Raw genomic sequence first — 23,202 nt, forward strand, 5'->3', positions numbered from 1 at the left:
CTGCCAATCGGGCGGATTGTCCATGTTTATTTCGCAAGCACTTTCTGCGAGCGTCCACCTATCATTCGAAGCATCGATTCACCGATTCGCCATGCCATGGACACACTCTGGGACATTTCGCCGCCGATCAGCCCCGCCACCCCCGTGTGGCCGGGCGACACGCCGGTTTCCGTCGAACGCGTGTGGCGGATGGAGGCCGGCTCGCCGGTCAACGTCGCCCGCCTGACGCTGTCGCCGCATACCGGCGCGCACTGCGACGCGCCGCTGCACTACGACGCGAACGGCGCGCCGATCGGCGCGGTGCCGCTCGACACCTACCTCGGCCCGTGCCGCGTGATCCACTGCATCGGTGCAACGCCGGTCGTGCAGCCGGCCGACGTCGAGGCCGCGCTCGACGGCGTGCCGCCGCGCGTGCTGCTGCGCACCTATGCGCGCGCCAGCGTCGAGCACTGGGACAGCGGCTTCTGCGCGGTCGCGCCCGCGACCGTCGACCTGCTGGCCGCGCGCGGCGTGAAGCTGATCGGCATCGACACGCCGTCGCTCGACCCGCAGGAATCGAAGACCATGGATGCGCATCACCGCGTGCGTGCGCACCGGATGGCGATCCTCGAAGGGATCGTGCTCGACGACGTGCCGCCCGGCGACTACGAACTGATCGCGCTGCCGCTGAAGTTCGCGACGCTCGACGCGAGCCCGGTGCGCGCGGTGCTGCGGGCGCTGCCCGGCCGCTCCTCCTGATTACCCGAAACCTCTACCCGACATCATGATCAAGACTCGTGAAGACGCGCTCGCCCTTGACCGCGACGACCCGCTCGCCGCGCTGCGTGACCAGTTCGCGCTGCCCGACGGCGTGATCTACCTCGACGGCAACTCGCTCGGCGGGCAGCCGCGCGCATCGGCTGCCCGCGCGCAACAGGTGATCGGCGCCGAATGGGGCGAAGGCCTGATCCGCAGCTGGAACACCGCCGGCTGGTTTGCGCTGCCGCGCCGCCTCGGCGACAAGCTCGCGACGCTGATCGGCGGCGCGCCCGGCGAAACCGTCGTGACCGACACCATTTCGATCAACCTGTTCAAGCTGCTGTCGGCGATGCTGCGCCATCAGGCCGGGCGCGCGCCGGAGCGCCGCGTGATCGTGTCGGAGCGCTCCAACTTCCCGACCGACCTGTACATCGCGCAAGGGCTGATCGAGCAGCTCGGCGACGGCTACGAGCTGCGCCTGATCGACGATCCGGCAGACCTGCCCGCCGCGCTCGGCGCAGACACGGCCGTCGCGATGATCACGCACGTGAACTACCGCACCGGCTACATGCACGACATGCCGGCCGTCACGCAGATCGTGCACGACGCGGGCGCGCTGATGCTGTGGGATCTCGCGCACTCGGCCGGCGCGGTGCCGGTCGACCTGAACGGCGCGCGCGCGGACGGCGCGGTCGGCTGCACGTACAAGTACCTGAACGGCGGCCCCGGTTCGCCGGCGTTCGTATGGGTGCCGCAACGCCATCTCCCGCATTTCTCGCAGCCGCTGTCGGGCTGGTGGGGCCACCGCGCGCCGTTCGCGATGCAACCGGGCTTCGCGCCCGATCCGGGCATCGCGCGCTTCCTGTGCGGCACGCAGCCGATCGTGTCGATGTCGATGGTCGAATGCGGGCTCGACGTGTTCCTGCAGACCGACATGCAGACGATCCGCCGCAAGTCGCTCGCACTGACCGACGCGTTCATCGCGCTCGTGGAGGCCCGCTGCGCCGGCCTGTCGCTGAAGCTCGTCACGCCGCGCGCGCATCACCAGCGCGGCTCGCAGGCGAGTTTCGAGCATCCGCATGGCTACGAGGTGATGCAGGCGCTGATCGCGCGCGGCGTGATCGGCGACTATCGCGAGCCGTATGTGCTGCGCTTCGGCTTCACGCCGCTCTATACGCGCTTCGCCGACGTGTGGGATGCGGTCGAGACGCTGCGCGACATTCTCGCCACCGACGCGTGGAAGGCACCCGAGTTCGCCGAGCGCGGCGCGGTGACCTGATCGGCGTCGCCCGGCGCGCGCAGGCCGCGCGCCGCGCCCCCCGTCATTCAATCCTGGAGAAAGCCGTGAATTCTGGTCATATGCAGCCACCCGGCGACGATGCGCCGGCGGGCTGCCCGTTCTCGGGCGCACGCGCCGCGCAATCGCCGCAGGCCGCTCAGGCCCACGAAACGCCGCACGTGCCCGGCGATGCCGCCGCGCAAGCCGGCTGGCACGACGCGCAGCTCGATTTTTCGAAGTCGATGAGCTACGGCGACTACCTGTCGCTGAATTCGATCCTCGATGCGCAGCATCCGCTGTCGCCCGATCACAACGAGATGCTGTTCATCATCCAGCATCAGACGAGCGAGCTGTGGATGAAGCTCGCGCTGTTCGAGCTGCGCGGTGCGCTCGATGCCGTGCGCGACGACGCGCTGCCGCCCGCGTTCAAGATGCTCGCGCGCGTGTCGCGCATTCTCGAGCAGCTCGTGCAGGCGTGGAACGTGCTGTCGACGATGACGCCGTCCGAGTATTCGGCGATGCGGCCGTATCTCGGCCAGTCGTCGGGCTTCCAGTCGTACCAGTATCGTCAGCTCGAATTCCTGCTCGGCAACAAGAACGTGCAGATGCTGCAGCCGCATGCGCACCGGCCCGACATCCTCGAACAGGTGCGTGCGACGCTCGAGGCGCCGTCGTTCTACGACGAAGTCGTGCGCTTGCTCGCACGCCGCGGCTTCGCGATCGCGCCCGGGCGGCTCGAGCGCGACTGGACGCAGCCGATGCGTCACGACGAAACGGTCGAGGCCGCATGGCTCGAGGTCTATCGTCATCCGCAGCAGCACTGGGAGCTGTACGAAATGGCCGAAGAGCTCGTCGATCTCGAGGATGCGTTCCGCCAGTGGCGCTTCCGTCACGTGACGACCGTCGAGCGCATCATCGGCTTCAAGCAAGGCACGGGCGGCACGAGCGGCGCGCCGTATCTGCGCAAGATGCTCGACGTCGTGCTGTTCCCCGAGCTCTGGCACGTTCGCACCACGCTGTAACGAACACGTGTCAGGCGCCCGCGCGTCACGACGACGTGCGGGCCAGCTCCTCCCCGTCTCGCGGCAATGCCCGCTCGCGCGTCAAGCGAGGAATGTGCCGCCGCATCGCGAGCAGCGCGACGCACACCACGCCCATCGCGGCGGCCAGCATCGCCAGGTACGCATTCGCGCCGCCCGTGGTGATCACGATCGCACCGGCGAACGCACTGAGGATCGCACCGAGCCGGCCGAACGCGAGCGCGCTCGCGGTGCCGGTCGCGCGCACCGCCGTCGGATAGATGTACGCGCAAAGCGCATACATCGTCGACTGCACTGCATTGACGAACAGTCCGTGCAGGCCGAGCCCGGCGATCAGCCAGCCCGTGTGACGCCCCGCATCGACGCCCATCAGCCAGGCCGCGCTCGCCGCGCCGCCGATGCTGCACAGCGCAAGCGGCCAGCGCGAACCGGCATGCGCGATCGCCCACGCACACAGCAGCGCGCCGATCACGCCGCCGAGGTTGTACGCGGTGAGCCCCGCGCCCGCGACCGCTACGCTGAGCCCGCTCGCGGCCAGCATTGTCGGCAGCCAGCTGAATGCCGCGTACACCGCGAGCAGACACATGAAGAACGCACACCACAGCGCGATCGTATCGCGCGCCTGACCGCCGGCGAACAGCGCGCCGAAGCCGCCCCGCGCACCGGGCGCACGCGCCTCGCGCAAATCGGTGAAGACGGTGCCGGGCGCGACCGGCCGCTGCATGCGCGCGAGCAGCGCGCCGAGTTCCGGCCAGCGCGCGGGGCGGCGCGCCAGATAGCGCGGCGATTCGGGCAGCGCGCGCACGAGCACGAAGCCGAGCACGAGCGGCAACGCACCACCCGCGAAGAACAGCCCGCGCCAGCCGTAGCGCGGCAGCACCTCGTGCGCGAACAAGCCGGCCAGCATGCCGCCGAGCGGCACGCACACGATCGTCGCCGTGACCATCATCGTGCGGCGCCGCGCGGGCGTGTATTCGGCCGTCATCGTCGTAGCCGTCGGCAGCGCGCCGCCGATCCCGAGCCCCGCGCAGAAGCGCAGCATCGCGATCGCGGCGACGTTCGGCGCGAAACCGATCGCGCAAGTCGCGACGCCGAACAGGAACACGCTGCCGATCACGGCCTGGCGGCGGCCGAAGCGGTCCGCGACGAGCCCTGCGCACGCGCTGCCGATGCCCATTCCGATCAGCCCGGCCGCCACCGCGGGCGCGAATGCACCGCGCGTGATTCCCCATTCGCGGATCAGCACAGGAATCGCGAAACCGATCAACTGGCCGTCGAAACCGTCGAGCACGATCGCGAGCGCGGCGAGCAGCACCACGCAGCGCTGCATCGTCGTGAACGGCCCGTCGTCGAGTGTCGCCCCGATGTCGACCGACGGCGGCGGCAATCCGTCGCGCGTGCTCATGCGGCCTCCCGTGTGCCACGCGGCGGCGGCGATGTGCGCGAACGGCGCGCGGCAAGACAACGGCATTCGATGACTTTCATGGCGTCTCCAGTTGCCCGGGCTGGCGCGCAGGCGCGTGCCCGAATCTCGTGCTGCGCGGCCGGCGTCGATGCGCCGGCTCATTCAGCTTTCCTGTCCAGTCAGTCCGCCCGCGTGCGGCGCATCCCTGCTGCCGCGCGCCGCGAACCTGCGATCGGCCCGATGCTCAGTCGATCCGCGCGTCGATCAGCCTGACCAGCGCGAGCAGCGTGTCGGTATGCGGAACCGCGACGCCCGTCTCGCGCGCGGCCGCGACGACCCTGCCGCTGATCGCGTCGATCTCCGTGCGGCGGCCCGCGAGCACGTCCTGCAGCATCGACGGACGATGGCCGTGGTGTGCGTGAATCGCATGCTCGACGTTGTGGGCGATGCTTTCTCCGTCGACGTCGATCCCTTTCGCGCGAGCGACGGCGGCCGTCTCCGCCGCGATCGCGAGCGCGAGCCGCGGCCCGTCGGGTACGCTGGCGAGCTGGTCGACCGTGCAGCCCGTCGCCGCGCACAGCGTGTTGAGCGCCGCGTTGAACGCGACCTTCTCCCAGATCGCGGCCCACACGTCGGCGTCGAGCGAGCATGCGAGTCCCGCATCCGACAGCGCGGCGGCCACCGTCGCCGCGAACGGGCGCGCCGTACCGTCGGCCGTCATCATGCGGATCGTGCCGGCGCCATGCGAACGCACATGCCCGGGGCCGGCGACGTCGGCCGGCCACGTCGTGACGCCGACCAGAATGCGTTCGAGCGGCACGAACGCGTTCAGCGTTTCGACGTTGCCGAGCCCGTTCTGCAGCGTCAGCACGGACGTGTGCGGGCCCAGCAATGCGCGCACGCCGTCGAGCGCCGCGCGCGTATGCGTCGATTTGGTGAAAACGATCAGCAGATCGAACGGCGTGTCGGGCGATGCAATCGCCGCCGCATGCGCCGCTTCAGGTCGCACGGCATGCAGCGTGCGGACGCGGCGTGCGCCGCGATCGTCGTCGATGCGCAAACCGTCGCGACGAATCGCGTCGAGATGCGCGTCGTTCACATCGATCAACGTGACGGCCTCACCCCGCTCGGCCAGCAAGCCGCCGAACAGCGAGCCCATCGCACCCGCGCCGAGAATCGCAATCCTCATCGTCGGCAGCCTCTCAGAACGGATAGTGACGCGGCGCGGTCTGCACGGTGATCCAGCGCAGGTCCGTGAACGCGGCGATGCCGGCCTTGCCGCCGAAATGGCCGAAGCCGCTGTCCTTCACGCCGCCGAACGGCATCTGCGCCTCGTCGTGCACGGTTGGGCCGTTCACGTGGCAGATGCCCGATTCGATGCGTGCCGCGACGCGCATCGCACGCGCGACATCGCGGCTGAACACGGCCGACGCCAGCCCGAACGCGTTGTCGTTCGCGCAGCGGATCGCGGCCTCTTCGCCGTCGACGCGCACGATGCCCTTCACCGGCCCGAACGACTCCTCCGCGTAGATCCGCATCGCGGGCGTCACGCGATCGACGAGCGTCGCCGGGAACAGCGTGCTGTCGGACTTGCCGCCGCACGCGAGCGTCGCGCCGTGCGCGAGCGCATCGTCGATCAGCGCATTGCAGCGCTCGACGGCCTTCATGTCGATCAGCGAGCCGAGCACGACGGGTCCGTGGCGCGGATCGCCGAGCGGCAGCGATGCGGCCTTGTCGGCGAGCTTCGCGACGAACGCATCGGCAATCGATGCATCGACGACGAGCCGTTCGGTCGACATGCAGATCTGCCCGGAATTCGCGAACGCGCCGAAGGCGGCCGCAGCCACCGCCGCGTCGAGATCGGCATCGTCGAGCACGACGAACGGCGCCTTGCCGCCGAGCTCGAGCACCGACGGTTTCAGATGGCGCGCACACGCTTCGGCCACGATCCGGCCGACCCGCGTCGACCCGGTGAAGTTCACGCGGCGCACGGCCGGATGTGCGATCAATGCGTCGACGACGGCACCCGCATCGTCGGGCGCGTTCGTCACGAAGTTCACGACACCCGGCGGCGAGCCGGCCTCCTGCAGCGCCTCGACGATCAGCCCGTGCGTGACCGGACACAGTTCCGAGCCCTTCAGCACGACCGTGTTGCCGCATGCGAGCGGCAGCGCGAGCGCACGCGTCGCGAGGATCACCGGCGCATTCCACGGCGCGATGCCGAGCACGACGCCGGCCGGCTGCCGCACGCCCATCGCGAGCGAGCCGGGCACGTCGGACGGAATCAGCTCGCCGCCGATCTGCGTGGTCAGCGACGCGGCCTCGACGAGCCCGCTCGCGGCAAGGTGCACGTTGAAGCCGGCCCACAGCGCCGACGCGCCGGTTTCGGCCGCCATCGCGGCGACGAACTGGTCGTGCTTCGCTTCGAGTGCGGCGGCGGCCTTGAGCAGCAGCGCGCGGCGCGCGCCGGGGCCGAGGGCCGCCCAGTCGGGAAACGCGTGAGCCGCTGCGTCGGCCGCCGCGCGTGCATCGTCGATCGTGCACGCGGGTGCGGTCGACGCAATTTCGCCGTCGAGCGGGTTGCGGCGCACGAACGTCGCGCCGCTGGACGAATCGCGGCGTACGCCGCCGATCAGCATCGATACGGTTTGCATGGAGTCTCCGAAACGACGCGCGCTGCGCGTCAGGCCACTTCGATTTCGACGACGACGGGCGCGGTGGCGCGCAGCGCGTCGGTCAACGTGTCGTGCAGGCGCGCGGCATCGGCCACGCGAATGCCGTGGCAGCCCATCCCCTGCGCCAGCGCGACGAAATTCAGGTCGGGCAGATCGGTGCCCTGCACCGGATCGTCGGGGCTGAAGCCGAACACCGGCGCGAAATCCTGCAGCGCCGCATAGCGACGATTGTTCAGGATCACGAACGTGATCGGCAACTTCAGCTGTGCGGCGCTCCACAACGCCTGGATCGAATACAGGCTCGACCCGTCGCCGATCAGCGCGATCACGCGCTGCCCCGGCTGCGCGAGCGCGACGCCGACCGCGGCCGGCATCCCGTAGCCGAGCCCGCCGCTGTCCATCGTGTAGAACGTGCCGCTGCGCGTGAACGGCAGATGCGCCTGCATCACGGGCCGCGCGCTCGGCGCTTCCTCGACGACGATGTCGTGTGCGTTGCGTACGTCGGCGAGCGTCTGCAGCGCGAACGCCACCGACATCCGTTCGCCGGCGGGCGGCACGGCGACGCGCGGGCGCGCCGGACTCGGCGCCGGCATCGGCCGCTCGGGCGGCGCCGGTCGCGCCAGCAGGTCGCGCGCCGCAAGCCGCAGGTTGCCGACCACCGCGTCGCCCGACGGCGTCCAAGCGGCGATGCCGGGATCGTCGACGAGTTGCACGAGCGCGGCGCCCGGCGGCACGTGCGGGCCGAACCCTTCGATGTGATAGGTGAACGCGGGCGCGCCGAATGCGAACACGAGGTCGTGCCCGTCGAGCCGCGCGACGATCTTCTCGCGGATCGCGGGCAGGAAGCCGGCGAACAGCGGATGGTCCTCGGGAAAGCTGCAGCGTCCCGACATCGGCGCGACGTACACGCGCGCACGGTGCCGCTCGGCGAGCCGCACGACGTCGTCCCACGCGCCGGCGCGATCGACGGCCGCGCCGACCACCAGCGCGGGACGCCGCGCGGCATCGAGCGCGTCGCCGAGCCGCGCGAGCGCGTCGGGATCGGGCCGCACGACGCCGCTCACGTCACGGCGCGGCAGCAGTTCGGCGGGCTGGTCCCAGTCGTCGACCGGAATCGACACGAACACCGGCCCGCGCGGCTCCTGCATCGCGATCCGGTACGCGCGCGCGATCGCCGCCGGCACGTCCTGCGCCCGGGCGGGCTCGATGCTCCACTTCACGTACGGCTTCGGCAGCTCGGCGGCCTGCGTCGCGCCGAGGAACGGATCGAACGGCAGGATCGCGCGCGCCTGCTGGCCCGCGGTGACGATCAGCGGCGTGCGGTTCCTGAACGCGGTGAACAGGTTGCCCATCGCGTTGCCGACGCCGGCCGCCGAATGCAGGTTCACGACAGCCGCATTGCCGGTGGCCTGCGCATGGCCGTCCGCCATACCGACCACGACGGCCTCCTGCAGGCCGAGCACGTAGCTGAAATCGGCGGGGAAATCGCGGAACATCGGCAGCTCGGTCGAGCCGGGATTGCCGAACACGCGGTCGATGCCGAACTGGCGGAACAGGTCGATGACGGCGTCGCGGACGGTGATCGGTGCGGCGCAATGGGACGGGGTGCCGGACATGCTCGGGCGTCTCCTCGGTGGCTTGGCGGTTTCCACAGTATCGAAGCACGGGTCATTCTCAGATACTGTATTTTTTGCAAAAAGCCATTACGTTTCAGCATGACTTTCGATCTCCGACAATTGCGGGCATTCACGACCATCGTCGCGTGCGGCAGCCTCGGCCGCGCAGCCGACGCGCTGCACGTCACACAGCCGGCGCTGAGCCGGATCCTGAAGCGGCTCGAGGACCAGGTCGGCGCGCCGCTGTTCGAGCGCCACTCGAAAGGCGTGCAGCTCACCGCGTTCGGCGACGCGCTGCTGCCGCACGCGACGCTGCTGCAGCACGAGGCCGAGCACGCGCGCGAGGAGCTCGACGCGATGCGCGGCTTCGCGAAGGGCACGATCAAGGTCGGCGCGGTGGGCAGCATCGCGAGCCTCGTGCTGCCGGTCGCGGTCGGCCGCGTGCTCGATCGCTGGCCGAATCTGCGCGTCGAGATCCTCGAAGGCGTGTGGGACCGGCTCGCGGAAGGGCTGCACAAGCACGAGATCGATCTCGCGCTGTCCGCGCACGGGCCCGACACCGACGAGATCGTCGCGATTCCCGAGTGCCGGTGGGAGGATCGCAGCCATATCGTTGCGGCGCCGCACCATCCGCTGCGCGCGCTCGGCCGCGCGCCGACGCTCGCCGATACGCTGCACGCGCGCTGGGCGATTCCGCCGCGCGGCACCGCACCGTTCGATCACATGCGTGCGACCTTCGACGCGCATGGGCTGGCGCTGCCCGATATCGCGGTCGAGACGCGCTCGGTCACGACGTTGAAGAGCCTCGTCGCGCATGCGGGCTTCCTGAGCTGGATGGCCGAGCCGATGTACGGCGCCGAACAGCGCGCCGGCACGATCGACACGCTGCCCGTGAGCGAAGTCGTCGCGGTGCGCACGCTCACCGCATTCCGCCGCCGCCACGGCATTCTGCCCGGCCCGGCCGGCAAGCTGCTCGACGAACTCGTCGCATTGACGCGCGACGAAGCGCGCTGACCACCCGCCCCGCTGCCGCCGCGCGACGCTCTCGAATCGCCGGCCGCCGCAGCGCACCATCGAAATGCCAAGCCGTTGCCTTGACTTTCGCCTGCCTGAATACGATCATTCGCTCACATGACGAGCAAATGATCGTATTCGCCAGCATGGATCGTGGCGGCAGCCAGGCCGAGCGCGATCCGATCGCGACAGGAGACACCGGATGACCGAATCGCCCTCCGCCCGCACGCCCGTGCTGCTGCACATCGGTGCCGGCTCGTTCCACCGCGCGCACCAGGCGTGGTATCTGCATCGCGTGAACGCGGCCGTGCCGGCCGACGAACGCTGGTCGCTGACCGTCGGCAACATCCGCGACGACATGCGCGCGACGATGGATGCGCTCGCCGCGCAACACGGCGCATACACGCTGGAAACCGTCACGCCGCAAGGCGAGCGCGCGTACGAGGCGATCCGCGCGATCTCGCGCGTGCTGCCGTGGTCGATCGACCTCGCCGCGCTGATCGACGCCGGCGCCGACCCGGCGTGCCGGATCGTGTCGTTCACCGTCACCGAAGGCGGCTACTACCTCGACGAACACAACCGGCTCGACATCGCGAACGCGGATCTCGCGGCCGATCTGCAGGGCGCGCGCACGACGCTGTACGGCGCGCTCGCGGCGCTGCTCGCCGAACGCGTGAAGCGCGACGCAGGCCCGCTCACGCTGCAAAGCTGCGACAACCTGCGCAACAACGGCGCGCGCTTTCGCGCGGGCATGCGCGAATTCCTCGAACGGCGCGGCCAGACCGACCTGCTCGCGTGGTTCGACGCCCATGTCGCGACGCCGAGCGCGATGGTCGACCGCATCACGCCGCGCCCGACCAACGATGTGCGCGAGCGCGTGCGCGCGGCGACCGGCGTCGACGATGCGTGCCCGGTGATGGGCGAATCGTTCATCCAGTGGGTGATCGAGGACCGCTTCGCGGCCGGCCGGCCGCGCTGGGAGCTGGCCGGCGCGGAACTGGTCGACGACGTGCATCCGTACGAGGAGGCGAAGATCCGCATCCTCAACGCAACGCACAGCTGCATCGCCTGGGCCGGCACGCTCGCGGGCCACACGTATATCCACGAAGGGACGCACGACGCGGCGATCCGGCGCTTCGCGCACGACTACGTGACGCAGGACGTGATCCCGTGCCTCACCCCGAGCCCGCTCGATCTCGAACGCTATCGCGACGTCGTGCTCGAACGCTTCGGCAACCCGTACGTGCTCGATACGAACCAGCGCGTCGCGGCCGACGGCTTCTCGAAGATTCCCGGCTTCATCGCGCCGACGCTCGTCGAGTCGTTCGCGCGCGGCGCCGCGCCGGTCGCCACCGCCGTGTTGCCGGCGCTGTTCCTGCGCTTTCTCGAACGCCGGGCGCGCGGCCTGCTGCCGTATGCATACCAGGACGGCGTGATGGACGAAGACGCCGCGCGCGCGATCGTGGAAGCCGACGACCCGGCCGTCGCGCTGTGTGCGAGCCGCGCGCTGTGGGGCTCGCTCGCCGACAACGCCGCGCTGTTCGAAGCGCTGCGCGCGGGGCTCGCACGCGTGGACGCATGGCTCGCGCAGCGCTGACGCGGCCCGATATCCGGCAACCGGCCCGGCCGCGCATCCGGGCGAACCTGCGTTGGCATGCGCGCGTGCGTGCGGCTAAAGTAGCGGCTCCTCACTGACGGACGGATCGCTCATGTATCTCGGCATCGACCTCGGCACCTCGGAAGTGAAGGTGCTGCTGCTTGCCCCCGACGGCACGGTGGTCGGCACCGCGGGCACGCCGTTCACCGTGTCGCGGCCGCACCCGCGCTGGGCGGAACAGCATCCGGACGACTGGTGGCAAGGCACGCTCGCCGCGCTCGCGGCGCTGCGCGAACGGCATCCTCACGCGTTCGCGCAGGTGCGCGGGATCGGCCTGTCGGGCCAGATGCACGGCGCGGTGCTGCTCGGCCGCGACGACCGCGTGCTGCGCCCGGCGATCCTGTGGAACGACATGCGCAGCGCCGACGAATGCGCGCTGCTCACCGAACGCGCGCCCGATCTGCACGCGCTGGCCGGCAACCTGGCAATGCCCGGCTTCACCGCGCCGAAGCTGCTGTGGGTCGCGAAGCACGAACCCGACGTGTTCGCCGCCACCGCGTGCGTACTGATGCCGAAGGATTACCTGCGCTTCCGGCTCACGGGCGCGAAGGTGTCCGACCCGTCCGACGCGGCCGGCACGCTGTGGCTCGACGTCGCGCGGCGCGACTGGTCGGAGGCGCTGCTCGCCGCATGCGACATGACGCGCGACCAGATGCCGCGCATCGTCGAAGGCAACGCGCCGTCCGGCACGCTGCGCGCGGATGTCGCGCGCGAACTCGGGCTGTCGGAGGCCGTCGTCGTCGCGGGCGGCGGCGGCGACAACGCGACGAGCGCCCTCGGCATCGGCGCGATCCACGCGGGCGACGGTTTCGTGTCGCTCGGCACGTCGGGCGTGCTGAGCGTGGTCGGCGACCGCTTCATGCCGAATCCGGCGTCGGCCGTGCATGCGTTCTGTCACGCGATTCCCGATCGCTGGCAATTGATGAGCGTCGTGCTGTCGGCCGCGAGCTGCCTGCGCTGGGTCTGCAAGCTGACCGGCACCGACGAGCCCGCGCTGCTCGCCGAAATCGAAGCGCTCGACGCCGATGCGCTCGCGACGGCGCCGCTGTTCCTGCCCTACCTGTCCGGCGAGCGCACGCCGCACAACGATCCGTACGCGCAGGGCGTGTTCTTCGGGATGACGCATGCGACCGAACGCGCGCATCTCGGCTACGCGGTGCTCGAAGGCGTGACGCTCGGCCTCGCCGACGGCCTCGATGCACTGCATGCGGCCGGCGTCGAAACCGACCGGCTGTCGCTGATCGGCGGCGGCGCACGCAGCGCGTTCTGGGCGCAGCTGATCGCCGATGCGCTGAACGTGCACACGCGCCAGCACGGCGGCGGCGAAACCGGTGCGGCGCTCGGTGCGGCACGACTCGGCTGGCTCGCCGTCGGCGGTGATCCGCATGCGGTGCTGACCAAGCCGCCGGTGCGCGCCGAATACGCGCCCGACGCCGCGCGTCACGCGCTGCTGCGCGAGCGCCTCGACGCATTCCGCTCGCTGTACCGTCACGTGCGTCCGCTTTACGAACCGTCGCGCGCGCGGCTCGCGTAAACGCCGCCGCGGCGACGCACCGCGGCCATCGGCCGCGCGCCCGGCATGCGTTACAGTGGATGCCGTTGCGCCGCCCGACGGCCGGCCAAGATCCGAACCGAACCGCTATCGTGTCCAAGTCCTCAGAAAAACTCGATCTCGCCACGCGTGCCGCGTGGCTCTACTACGTCGCGGGCGACACGCAGAACGAAATCGCCGAGAAGCTGCAGGTGTCGCGCCCGGTCGCGCAGCGCCTCGTCGCGTTCGCGGTCGAGAAGAATTTGATCCGCGTGCGCGTCGATCACCAGCTCGCCGACTGTCTCGACCTCGGCGCGCAGCTGTCTAAACGCTACGGCCTCGCGATGTGCGAAGTCGTGCCCGTCGATGCCGACGCACCCGAAGCGATCGACCGCAAGCTCGCGGTCGCCGGCGCGCAGGTGATGGAGCGCTACCTGAACGAGACGCGACCGATGGTGATCGCCGTGAGCAGCGGCCGGACGCTGAAGGCCGCGGTCGCACAGATCGCGCAGATCGACCGGCCGCAGCACCGTCTCGTGTCGATGGTCGGCGCGATCGCGGCGGACGGCTCGTCGAACCGCTACGACGTCGCGCAGTACATCTCCGAGAAAACCGGCAGCAAGCACTTCCTGCTGCCCGCGCCGCTGTTCGCCGACAGCGCCGCCGAGCGCGCGCAATGGTGCAATCACCGGTTGTACCGGATCGTCGATACGCTGTCGGGCAAGGCGGACGTCGCGTTCGTCGGGATCGGCAACATCGGCCCGCACTGCCCGCTCTACGAAGACGGCTTCATCACCGAGCAGGAGCGCGACGAGATGACCGCGCTCGGCGCGGTGGCCGAACTGCTCGGCGTGCCGATCGACGCGCAGGGCAAGCGGATCGACGTATCGACGAGCGGGCGCGTGACGAGCGTCGCGCTCGACACGCCGCCCAGGCGCCCGACGATCGCATTCGCCGGCGGCCCGAAAAAGCGCGACGCGGTGATCGCCGCGCTACGCGGTGGCTGGCTGTCGGGGCTCGTCACCGACGAAACCTGCGCACGCGCGGCGCTCGAAGCGAAGGCGGCCTGACGCCGCCGCACCTGCGCCGCTGACCGGCGCGCGCCCTCACGCCGCCTTCGCGTGCACGTCGAGCCGCCGGAACGCCTGCCCGTTTTCGTCGAACAGGTGGCAGTGCTCGGCCTGCGCATGCACGTGCAGCGCCTCGCCGGTGCGGTACGTGTCGAGCGGTGGAATCCGCGCGATCAGCCCGTCCGGTGCGACAGCCGACTCCGCGTACAGATACGCGGCATCGCCGAGCGATTCGACGGCCATCGTCCGCGCGGCCACACCGGTCGCCGCCTGCCCCACGATCAGGTGCTCGGGCCGCACGCCGACCGTCACCGTCGCACCGCGCTGCAACCCCGCCGCGTCGACCGCGACGCGCTGCGTCTCGCCGCTGCCGAAGCGCACCAGCACGCCCGTCGCATCTGCCGACTCGACCGTGCCTTTCAGGAAATTCATCTTCGGCGAGCCGATGAAGCCCGCGACGAACTGGTTCGCCGGCGCGTGATACAGCGCGTTCGGCGTGCCGACCTGCTGCACCGCGCCGCCCGACAGTACGACTATCTTGTCCGCGAGCGTCATCGCCTCGACCTGGTCGTGCGTCACGTAGATCATCGTCGTCTTCAGCTCGTCGTGCAGCCGCGCGAACTCCAGCCGCATCTTCACGCGCAGCGCGGCGTCGAGGTTCGACAGCGGTTCGTCGAACAGGAACACCTTCGGCTTGCGCGTGATCGCGCGGCCGATCGCGACGCGCTGCCGCTGGCCGCCCGACAACTGCTTCGGCTTGCGGTCGAGCAGGTGATCGATGTGCAGGATCTTCGCGGCCTGCTTCACCGCCTGGTCGATCTCGGGCTTCTTCGCGCCGGCGAGCTTCAGGCCGAACGCCATGTTGTCGTATAGCGTCATGTGCGGATACAGCGCATACGACTGGAACACCATCGCGATGCCGCGCTTCGCGCTCGGCACGTCGTTGACCTTCGCGCCGTCGATCAGCAGGTCGCCGCTCGAGATGTCCTCGAGCCCGGCGATCATCCGCATCAACGTGGATTTGCCGCAGCCGCTGGGCCCGACGAACACGACGAATTCGCCGTCGGCGATGTCGAGGTTCACGTTGCGCAGCACTTCGGTGTCGTCGTAGCGCTTCGCGATGTTGCGCAGGAGCACGCTTGCCATGGTCTGTCTCCGTTCGTTCGTGATGCGCCGCGTCGATCGAGCGCGGCGCGCAATCGTTCGTGGTTGCTAGTTCGGCAGCACCGCGCCCGTCGCCTGCCAGCGCGCGACGTAGCCGGGCAGCTCGTGCATGTCGTCAAATACGTGACGCGCGCCGATCCCGCGCAGCGCGTCGATCTGCGCGGCCGACGCATGGCCGCCGCCGACGAAGCCGAGCACGGTCATGCCGGCCGCGGCGGCCGCGGTGATGCCGGTCGCGCTGTCCTCGACGACGAGGCATTGCGCGGGCACGACGCCGAGCGCGTGCGCGGCCGCGAGATACACGTCGGGCGCCGGCTTCGGGCGCGCGACGGCGTCCGCGCAGAACAGCCGGTCGCCGAAGAAGCGCGCGAGGCCGGTGCGCGCGAGCGCCGCCTCGACGTATGCGCGGTAGCTGTTGCTCGCGCACGCCGTGGTCAGCCGGATCGCGGCCAGCGCCGCGTCGATGCCGTCGACCATCGGCGCATTGACGGCCGCTGCCTCGACCGCGCGGCGAATCGCATCGACATCGTCGGCCGACAGCCTGCGTCCGGCCGCGTCGCCCGCGCCGGCCAGCACGCGCTCGATGCGCAGCCCGAGCAGCGGCATCACCACCGGTCGTGCATCGACACCCGGCCAGCGCGCATCGAGCTCGCGCACGATCACGTCGGCGGCCACGGCCTCGCTGTCGATCAGCACGCCGTCGCAGTCGCAGATCAGCACGTTCGTCCCTTCGCTCGCGCCACCTTTGCCGGCCGCGCTCATTTGACCGCTCCGAACGTGAGGCCGCGCACGAGCTGCTTCTGCGACAGCCAGCCGACGATCAGGATCGGCGCGACCGCGAGCAGCGACGCGGCGGACAGCTTCGCCCAGAACAGGCCCTCGGGACTCGAGTACGACGCGATGAACACCGTCAGCGGCGCGGCGTTCGAGCTCGACAGGTTGATGCTCCAGAACGCCTCGTTCCACGACAGGATCACGAGCAGCAGCGCGGTGGACGCGAGCCCCGGCAGCGCCATCGGCATCAGCAGGTAGACGATCTCCTGCCATGTCGATGCGCCGTCGATGCGCCCGGCTTCGAGAATGTCCTTCGGGATCTCGTTGAAGTACGTGAAGGTCATCCACACCGCGATCGGCAGGTTGATCAGCGTGTAGACGATCACGAGACCCGACACGGTATCGAGCAGCCCCGCGTTCTTCCACAGCAGGTAGATCGGCACCAGCACGCCGACCGACGGCATCATCTTGGTCGACAGCATCCACAGCAGCACCTTCTGCGTGCGGTGGTTCGGGAAGAACGCCATCGCATAGGCGGCCGGCACCGCGAGCAGCAGCGAGATCACCGTGACGCCCGCCGAGATCAGCACCGAATTCCACGCGAACGCGAAGTAGTTGCTGCGTGCGAACACCTCGCGGAAGCTGTCGAGCGTCGGCACGAAGAACAGCGTCGATGCATACGCCTGCTGCTCGGTCTTGAATGCGGTGATCGCCATCCAGAAGATCGGGAAGAACAGCAGCAGCGCGATGAGCCACGCGAGCGCGCCGGGCAGCGCGCGCCGCACGAGGTCGAACGCAGCCGGCATGCGCCGGCCTTCGAAAGTGAGGTCGCTCATTTCTCGTACTCTCCCTTCAGGTTGCGCGCGAGCATCCGCACGAGGAAGAACGACACGACGTTCGCGACCACGACGGCGATGATCCCGCCCGCGGACGCGAGGCCGACGTCGAACTGCTGCAGGCCGAGCGCATAGATCAGGTACGACAGGTTGGTGGTCGCGTCGCCCGGACCGCCGCCCGTCGTCGTGTAGATCTCCGCGAAGATCGACAGCAGGAAGATGGTCTCCATCATCACGACCACGGCGATCGCGCGCTTCAGGTGCGGCAGCGTGATGTAGAAGAACATCGCGATCGGGCCGGCGCCGTCGATGCGCGCGGCTTCCTTCTGCTCCTGGTCGAGCGACTGGATCGCGGTGAACAGGATCAGGAACGCGAACGGCAGCCACTGCCACGCGACGATCATGATCACGGCGGTGAGCGGGTAATCGGCGAACCAGTCGATCGGCGTCATCCCGAGCGCGCGCATCGCGGTCGCGACGAGCCCGTACACCGGATGCAGGATCATGTTCTTCCAGATCAGCGCGGCCACCGTCGGCATCACGAAGAACGGCGCGATCGCGAGCAGGCGCGCCACGCCCTGCCCGTAGAACTTGCGGTCGAACAGCACGGCCATCAGCACGCCGCCGACCACCGTGATCGCGAGCACCGCGCCGATCAGCACGAGCGTGTGCCAGATCGCGGGCAGGAACGACGGATCGGTCGCGAGGAAGCGATAGTTGTCGAGCCCGGCAAAGCCCTTCACGTCCGGGTTCAGCAGGTTGTAGCGCGAGAACGAATACCAGATCGTCATCGCGAGCGGAATCGACATCCACAGCAGCAGCACCGCGACGGACGGCGAGACGAGCCAGCGCGCGCCGCCGCGCGCGCGGTGCGGTGCGCCCGGCGGCGACGCCGCGTCGCCGACCGACGGCGCGTGGCTCAGGGGAAGACGTAAATGACGCATGATCGGAGTCCCTCCGGTTGAGGCGCGGGTGCGAACGGCCTGCCCGCCTTTCTGCTGGCGCGGCCCGCACCGTGCGCGACGACGCGCACGGTGCACGCCGCGTTACTTCTTGTAGCCGGCCTGACGCACCGCGCGGTCCGCCGCGGCCTGTCCGGCGGCGAGCGCCTGGTCGACCGTCATCTGGCCGGCCACCGCTCCGGCGATCGCCTGGCCGACCACCGTGCCGAACGACTGGAATTCAGGAATCCCGACGTACTGCACGCCCGTGTACGGCACCTTCTTCAGCGACGGATCGTTCGGATCGGCCGTCTCGATCGCCTTCAGCACGAAGTCGGAGAACGGCGCGGCAGCCTTGTACTCGGGGCGCTGGTAGGTCGACGTGCGCGTGCCCGGCGGCACCGACGCCCAGCCTTCGTCCTTGCCGACCATCTCGACGTACTGCTTGGAGGTCGCCCACGCGATGAACTTGCGCGCGGCGTCCTGCTGCTTCGACGTCTTCGGCACGGCCAGCGCCCACGCCCACAGCCAGTGCGAGCCCTTCGGCGTGACGGCGACCGGCGCGGCCGCAAAGCCGATCCTGTCGGCAACCTGCGACTGCTGTTTGTTATAGAGCATCCCGGCCGCGACCGTCGCGTCGATCCACATCGCGCACTTGCCCGATGCGGTCAGCGTCAGGTTCTCGTTGAAGCCGTTCGAGCTCGCTCCCGGCGGGCCGTCTTTCTTCAGCAGATTCACGTAGAACGTGATCGCCTTCTTCCACTCGGGCGACGTGAGCTGCGCGTTCCAATTCTCGTCGAACCAGCGCCCGCCGAACGTGTTCACGACCGTCGACACGTACGCCATGTTCTCGCCCCAGCCGGCCTTGCCGCGCAGACAGATCCCGTAGGTGCCCTTCGCCTTGTCGGTGAGCTTGTCCGCGAATTCGGCGATCTGGTCGTAGGTCGGCTGGTCGGGCATCTTGAGCCCCTTCGCCGCGAACAGGTCTTTCCGGTAGAACGTCATCGAGCTTTCGACGTAGAACGGCAGCGCGTAGAGCTGGCCGTTGTACGACAGGCTGTCGCGCGCGGTCTTCACGATGTCGTTCAGGTCGTAATCGGAGGGCAGCCCCGTCATCGGCGCGAGCCAGCCGCGCTTGCCCCACTGCGGCGTCTCGTAGGTGCCGATCGCCATCACGTCGAACTGGCCGCTGCCGGTCGTGATGTCGGTGGTCGCGCGCTGGCGCAGCACGTTCTCCTCGAGGATCACCCAGTTCAGCTTGATGTCGGGGTTCGCCTTCTCGAACGCCGGCGACAGCTTCTTCAGCTCGATCATGTCGGGGTTGTTCAGCGTCGCGATCGTCAGCGTGCCGGCGGATGCGGCGCAGGCGGCCGTCGCGAACGCGGCTCCGGCGAAGCAGCGTACGGCGGCGTCGAGCATCTTTCGTTGCATGGCATGTCTCCTTATATCTTCGAACTGCGTCGTTATTGCATCGTTATTGCGTCGTTTCCTTCGCGGCCCGTCACGCCGGCCGCTGCATTCCGCACGCGCGCGCATAGTGCGCAATCACGTCGCGTATCCGATGGCGCACCCATGCGCGCGGCGCCTTCGCGAGGCCGCCCGCGCGGCACGCCGCGTACACGTCCGGCAGCCACTGCGCGACGAGCGTTTCGGGCACCGGTTGCCGCGCGAGGTTGTCGAACAGCATCTCGACCGCCGCCGCGACGGCCGGCTGCAGCCAGTAGTAACGGATCCTGTCGCTGTAGCTGAACTGGCGCGCGAGCCGCTGCTCGGTCTCGTCGCCGCGGTAGTACGGCGCCCAATGCTCCGGCTGCGCGCGCATCGCGGCATCGACGACGTCGCGCAGCCGCGAGCGCTGCGCGACGTCGTCGATCAGCGCATCCTCGATGAAGGTCAGCGCGAACAGCGCCTCGCGCAGCGCGAAGGTGAGCGCGGGACCGACCTTCAGCACCGCGAAGTGGTCGCGCACGAGCGCGGCGAGCGCGCCTTCGGTCTGGTAGTCGGTCGAATGCGCTTCGAACACGAGGCGCGGCGTGCGCAGGATGCTTGCGCCGAGCGACGCGGCCTTCGTGCTGTCGTAGTCAAGCACGTGGCGATCGTCGAAGTCGACGCCCGGCTGCGCGACGATCGCGACCACGCGCGTCCATGCGTCGTCGAGCCCGGCCGCGGCGAAGGCGCTGCGGTGCGCGTCGAGCGTCGCGGCGATGCTGTCGCTGCGCGTGACCACGATGTGCATCATCGCGCCGCCGCCCGTGCCGCCGTCGCCCGTCATTTCGCCGCCCGGCGTCGGCACCTCGGTGCCGATCACGTAGACGGGTGCGGTGCCGGCACGCGCGGCCGCCTCTTCCGCCGCACGGCACAACCCGGCCGCACGCGCGGCGATCGTGCGATCGTCGAGCCGCGCGGGATCGTCCGCACAGGCCATGCTCGCATCGAGGTGAATCTTTTCGAAACCGGCTTCGACGTAAGCCGCGACCATCGCGGCCGCTTCTCGCATCGCGTCGGCCGCGCGGCGGTGCCGCCACGGGTTCGGGCCCAGATGATCGCCGCCGAGCACGAGTGCCGACGGCGCGAGCCCGCAGCGCTGCGCGATCGCATCGACGTCGCGCCGGAAGTCGGCGGGCGTCATGCCCGTATAGCCGCCGTGATGATTCACCTGGTTGCAGGTCGCCTCGATCAGCAGCGGCGAGCCGTCCGCTCGCGCGGCTTCGCACGCGGCTTCCAGCACGAGCCGGTGCGCGCTGCAGATCGAATAGATGCCGCGCTGCGCATCCGCGCGATTCGCGTCGAAAATCATCCGCAGCACGGCGTCGGCATGCGCGGTACGCGCGCGCTCGGCGGTGGAGGTCAGGCCGGACATGCGATACCTCGTTCGGTCAGGAAACGGTCGATCTCGGCGGCGCCGCTGTTGCCCTCCATCGGGCCGCGCCGCGTGACCGCGATCGCGCCGGCCGCGTTCGCACGGCGCAATGCCACGTCGATCGGCAGGCCGGCGACGAGACTCGCGACCAGCGTGCCGCCGAAGCAGTCGCCGGCGCCCGTCGGGTCGAGTTCGTCGACCGCGCAGGCCGGCGCGTCGACACGGCTCGCGCGATCGAACGCGACGCTGCCTGCCGCGCCGCGCTTGAGCACGACGCGCTCGAGCAACGGATGCGTCGCGAGCAGGCCCGCGATCGCGCGTTCGGCCGGCTGCGGCCCGCAAAGGAACGGCAGGTCGGCCTCGCTCGGCAGGAACAGGTGGCATGCGGCGAGCATCTCGTCGAGCGCCGCGCGCATCGGGCGAAAGCCCAGCATCTCGCGCCGCACGTTCGGATCGAACGACACCTTCGCGCCGACGCGCGCCGCCTCGAACACGCCGCGCCGCACCGCCGCGATCGCCGATTCGCTCGTCAGCGACGAGCCCATCACGTGGAAGTAGCGGCAGCCGTCGAACATCGCGGCATCGACGTCGGATGCATCGACGCAGGCGGCCGCGCTGGTGGACAGCGTAAACACGAAGCTGCGCGACCCGTCGTCGCGATACGCGACGAACGCGGTGCCGGTCGGGCGTGCAACGCGGCGGATGCGCGCCACGTCGACGCCGTCGCGTTCGAGCCGCGCGACGATCGCGTCGCCGAACGCATCGCGGCCGACGCAGCCCGCGTACGCGACGCGCGCGCCGAGCCGCGCGGCCTGATCGGCGAAGATCGCCGGCGCGCCGCTCGGGAACGGCCCGGCGAACAGGCCCGGCGTGTCGAAACCCTGGCCGCGTTCGGCGGCGACGAATTCGGCCAGCAGTTCGCCGGCGACGACGATCTCGGCCATCATGCGTGCCCTCGTGGTTCGGCGGTTGCGCGTGCGAACGGCGCCATGTCTCAGCTCATCCAGTTGCCGCCGTCGACGTTCAGCGTCTGGGCGGTGATGTAGTCGGCATCGGCCGACGCGAGGAACAGCGCGGCACCCGTCAGGTCGCCGGGCACGCCCATGCGGCCGAGCGGCACGGCTTCGCCGACAAGCCGCTTCTTCTCGCCGAGCGGCCGGTTCTCGTAGCGTGCGAACAGCGCATCGACCTGCTCCCACATCGGCGTGTCGACCACCCCCGGCGCGATGCCGTTCACGTTGATCCGGTGCGGCGCGAGCGCGAGCGCGGCCGACTGCGTGTAACTGATCACCGCGGCCTTGGTCGCGCAGTAGTGCGAAACGAGTGCCTCGCCACGACGCCCTGCCTGCGACGACATGTTGACGATCTTGCCGCCGCGGCCCTGCTCGACCATCCGCTGCGCGACGGCCTGCATCAGAAAGAACAGCCCTTTCACGTTGACCGAGAACAGCCGGTCGAACACGTCCCACGATTCGTCGAGGAGCGGGCGCATGTCGAACAGCGCCGCGTTGTTGAACAGAATGTCGACGCCGCCGAAGCGCTCGGCGGCCGTGGTGACGATCCGCTCGATGTCGTCGCGGCGCGTGACGTCCGCGGTGACCGCCGCCGCGCGGCCGGGATTCGCTTCGATCAGCCGCGCGAGCGACCCGCTCGGCGGTTTCACGTCGACCAGCACGCAGCGCGCGCCCTCGTCCAGATAGCGTTGCGCGACCGCTTCGCCGATGCCGCTTGCCGCGCCCGTCAGGATCGCGACCTTGTTGTCCAGTCTCACTGGTTGTCTCCGGTTCGTTCTGCTGCACGAAGGCCGCGAGGTGAGCGAACGCTCGCTGGCCGATCAATTGCTCTATCGTTGGCCGAATGATCGGATACGCGATTCGCGCTGTCAAGGCGACGCGGCGGCTTTCGATGATGCGCTGCGGCACGGCGGCATGGGCCGCGGGCCGGGGACGCACGCCCGGCAACGCGCGGCGCGCTGGGTGCGGCGCGGCTGAAACGGCGATGATGGGGACGGAGTACAGGCGAAGCCGAGAATTCGGGCTGCACGGGGATGGGATACGTTATATCATCGCGATACTTCGTTTCATTCGCCTGCTTCACGCCATGGCCACCTCATCGTCCATTGACGCCCGGCTGTCCCGGGCCGACGCATTCGCCGCCGAGCACGGGCTCGCGTGGACGCCGCTGCGCCGTCAGGTCTACGAACGCGTGCTTGCCGCGCAGCGCCCGATCGGCGCCTACGACCTGCTCGCCGAGCTCGAACCGCAACGCGGCCGCGTGCCGCCCACGACCGTCTATCGCGCGCTGGATTTCCTCGTCGAACACGGCTTCATCCACCGGATCGAATCGAAGAACGCGTTCTTCGCGTGCTGCGAGATCGGCGTGCCGCATGAAGGCCAGTTCCTGATCTGCGATTCGTGCGGCGATACCGTCGAGATCCCTGGCAGCGACCTCGCGAAGCAGTTGTCCGCGAGCGAGCCCGCGCACGGTTTCGAAGTCCACCATCAGGTGGTCGAGCTCAATGGCCTGTGCGGGCACTGCAAGGGCAAGCCCGCGCAGCGCTGACGCAATGCGCACGGCGCCGTGCCGGCGCCCTTTCCAACGA

General features: G+C 69.7%; 21 protein-coding genes. 9 read left to right on the forward strand and 12 right to left on the reverse strand.

Annotated features, from left to right (window positions below; translation table 11 throughout):
* The first annotated feature begins 96 nt into the window (after positions 1-96).
* The 3 genes from kynB (at position 97) to kynA (ending at position 3,039) form a co-directional block, all read left to right on the forward strand.
* Positions 97-738, forward strand: a complete 642-nt coding sequence (gene kynB, locus DIE13_RS12390; protein WP_124827450.1) for an arylformamidase — start codon at positions 97-99, stop codon at positions 736-738.
* 25 nt (positions 739-763) lie between these two features.
* Positions 764-2,017 (forward strand): kynureninase, encoded by a 1,254-nt coding sequence (gene kynU / locus DIE13_RS12395; RefSeq protein ID WP_409333472.1) that lies wholly within the window; start codon positions 764-766, stop codon positions 2,015-2,017.
* An 80-nt stretch (positions 2,018-2,097) separates the two neighbouring features.
* Positions 2,098-3,039 (forward strand): tryptophan 2,3-dioxygenase, encoded by a 942-nt coding sequence (gene kynA, locus DIE13_RS12400; protein WP_124827545.1) that lies wholly within the window; start codon positions 2,098-2,100, stop codon positions 3,037-3,039.
* A gap of 25 nt (positions 3,040-3,064) precedes the next feature.
* Here kynA and DIE13_RS12405 read toward each other — a convergent pair whose 3' ends face one another.
* The 4 genes from DIE13_RS12405 to mdlC all read right to left on the reverse strand — a co-directional run bounded on the left by DIE13_RS12405 (position 3,065) and on the right by mdlC (position 8,753).
* Positions 3,065-4,462: an MFS transporter gene (locus DIE13_RS12405; protein ID WP_124827452.1), complete on the reverse strand. Its 1,398-nt coding sequence runs from the start codon at positions 4,460-4,462 to the stop codon at positions 3,065-3,067.
* 244 nt (positions 4,463-4,706) lie between these two features.
* On the reverse strand, positions 4,707-5,651 hold the full coding sequence (locus DIE13_RS12410; RefSeq protein WP_124827454.1) for a ketopantoate reductase family protein: 945 nt from the start codon (positions 5,649-5,651) through the stop codon (positions 4,707-4,709).
* Between the two features lie 13 nt (positions 5,652-5,664).
* Positions 5,665-7,116 (reverse strand): aldehyde dehydrogenase family protein, encoded by a 1,452-nt coding sequence (locus DIE13_RS12415; protein WP_124827456.1) that lies wholly within the window; start codon positions 7,114-7,116, stop codon positions 5,665-5,667.
* A 29-nt stretch (positions 7,117-7,145) separates the two neighbouring features.
* On the reverse strand, positions 7,146-8,753 hold the full coding sequence (gene mdlC / locus DIE13_RS12420) for a benzoylformate decarboxylase (RefSeq protein WP_124827458.1): 1,608 nt from the start codon (positions 8,751-8,753) through the stop codon (positions 7,146-7,148).
* Between the two features lie 99 nt (positions 8,754-8,852).
* Between mdlC and DIE13_RS12425 the strand changes: the two genes are divergently transcribed.
* The 4 genes from DIE13_RS12425 (at position 8,853) to DIE13_RS12440 (ending at position 14,025) form a co-directional block, all read left to right on the forward strand.
* Positions 8,853-9,767 carry a LysR family transcriptional regulator gene (locus DIE13_RS12425; protein ID WP_175751007.1) on the forward strand — a complete coding sequence of 305 codons (915 nt, stop codon included), beginning with the start codon at positions 8,853-8,855 and terminating at the stop codon, positions 9,765-9,767.
* A 202-nt stretch (positions 9,768-9,969) separates the two neighbouring features.
* Entirely contained in the window at positions 9,970-11,364 is a 1,395-nt protein-coding gene (gene dalD / locus DIE13_RS12430; protein WP_124827462.1) for a D-arabinitol 4-dehydrogenase, read from the forward strand.
* A 112-nt stretch (positions 11,365-11,476) separates the two neighbouring features.
* Positions 11,477-12,958, forward strand: a complete 1,482-nt coding sequence (gene xylB, locus DIE13_RS12435; RefSeq protein ID WP_124827464.1) for a xylulokinase — start codon at positions 11,477-11,479, stop codon at positions 12,956-12,958.
* Between the two features lie 59 nt (positions 12,959-13,017).
* Entirely contained in the window at positions 13,018-14,025 is a 1,008-nt protein-coding gene (locus DIE13_RS12440) for a sugar-binding transcriptional regulator (RefSeq protein WP_124827465.1), read from the forward strand.
* A gap of 36 nt (positions 14,026-14,061) precedes the next feature.
* On the opposite strand, the gene DIE13_RS12445 is transcribed toward DIE13_RS12440, so the two are convergent.
* From DIE13_RS12445 to DIE13_RS12480, 8 genes are all read right to left on the reverse strand, one after another.
* Complete coding sequence (locus tag DIE13_RS12445; RefSeq protein WP_124827467.1) at positions 14,062-15,171, reverse strand: ABC transporter ATP-binding protein; 1,110 nt, start codon at positions 15,169-15,171, stop codon at positions 14,062-14,064.
* Between the two features lie 66 nt (positions 15,172-15,237).
* The gene (locus DIE13_RS12450) at positions 15,238-15,951 is read right to left on the reverse strand and encodes an HAD family phosphatase (protein WP_124827469.1); all 714 of its coding nucleotides are present in this window, start codon (positions 15,949-15,951) and stop codon (positions 15,238-15,240) included.
* Positions 15,948-16,799: a carbohydrate ABC transporter permease gene (locus DIE13_RS12455; RefSeq protein WP_124827471.1), complete on the reverse strand. Its 852-nt coding sequence runs from the start codon at positions 16,797-16,799 to the stop codon at positions 15,948-15,950. Before DIE13_RS12455 ends, DIE13_RS12450 begins: the two co-directional genes overlap by 4 nt.
* Positions 16,796-17,743, reverse strand: a complete 948-nt coding sequence (locus DIE13_RS12460; RefSeq protein WP_124827473.1) for a carbohydrate ABC transporter permease — start codon at positions 17,741-17,743, stop codon at positions 16,796-16,798. The genes DIE13_RS12455 and DIE13_RS12460 overlap by 4 nt, the downstream gene beginning before the upstream one ends.
* A gap of 102 nt (positions 17,744-17,845) precedes the next feature.
* On the reverse strand, positions 17,846-19,171 hold the full coding sequence (locus DIE13_RS12465) for a sugar ABC transporter substrate-binding protein (protein WP_124827475.1): 1,326 nt from the start codon (positions 19,169-19,171) through the stop codon (positions 17,846-17,848).
* Positions 19,172-19,241: 70 nt separating this feature from the next.
* Positions 19,242-20,600: a D-tagatose-bisphosphate aldolase, class II, non-catalytic subunit gene (locus DIE13_RS12470; protein ID WP_124827477.1), complete on the reverse strand. Its 1,359-nt coding sequence runs from the start codon at positions 20,598-20,600 to the stop codon at positions 19,242-19,244.
* A complete protein-coding gene (locus DIE13_RS12475; RefSeq protein ID WP_124827546.1) occupies positions 20,588-21,544 on the reverse strand; it encodes a sugar kinase in 957 nt (318 codons plus the stop codon). Before DIE13_RS12475 ends, DIE13_RS12470 begins: the two co-directional genes overlap by 13 nt.
* Positions 21,545-21,594: 50 nt before the next feature.
* Positions 21,595-22,371 carry an L-iditol 2-dehydrogenase gene (locus tag DIE13_RS12480; RefSeq protein WP_124827479.1) on the reverse strand — a complete coding sequence of 259 codons (777 nt, stop codon included), beginning with the start codon at positions 22,369-22,371 and terminating at the stop codon, positions 21,595-21,597.
* Here DIE13_RS12480 and DIE13_RS12485 point away from each other — a divergent pair.
* Positions 22,355-22,591, forward strand: a complete 237-nt coding sequence (locus tag DIE13_RS12485; RefSeq protein WP_124827481.1) for a hypothetical protein — start codon at positions 22,355-22,357, stop codon at positions 22,589-22,591. The two genes, DIE13_RS12480 and DIE13_RS12485, sit on opposite strands and share 17 nt — an antisense overlap.
* Before the next feature lie 109 nt (positions 22,592-22,700).
* A complete protein-coding gene (locus DIE13_RS12490) occupies positions 22,701-23,162 on the forward strand; it encodes a Fur family transcriptional regulator (RefSeq protein WP_124827483.1) in 462 nt (153 codons plus the stop codon).
* The last annotated feature ends 40 nt before the right edge of the window (positions 23,163-23,202 follow it).

This window comes from Burkholderia sp. Bp9016 (assembly GCF_003857765.1).
Lineage (GTDB): Bacteria > Pseudomonadota > Gammaproteobacteria > Burkholderiales > Burkholderiaceae > Burkholderia.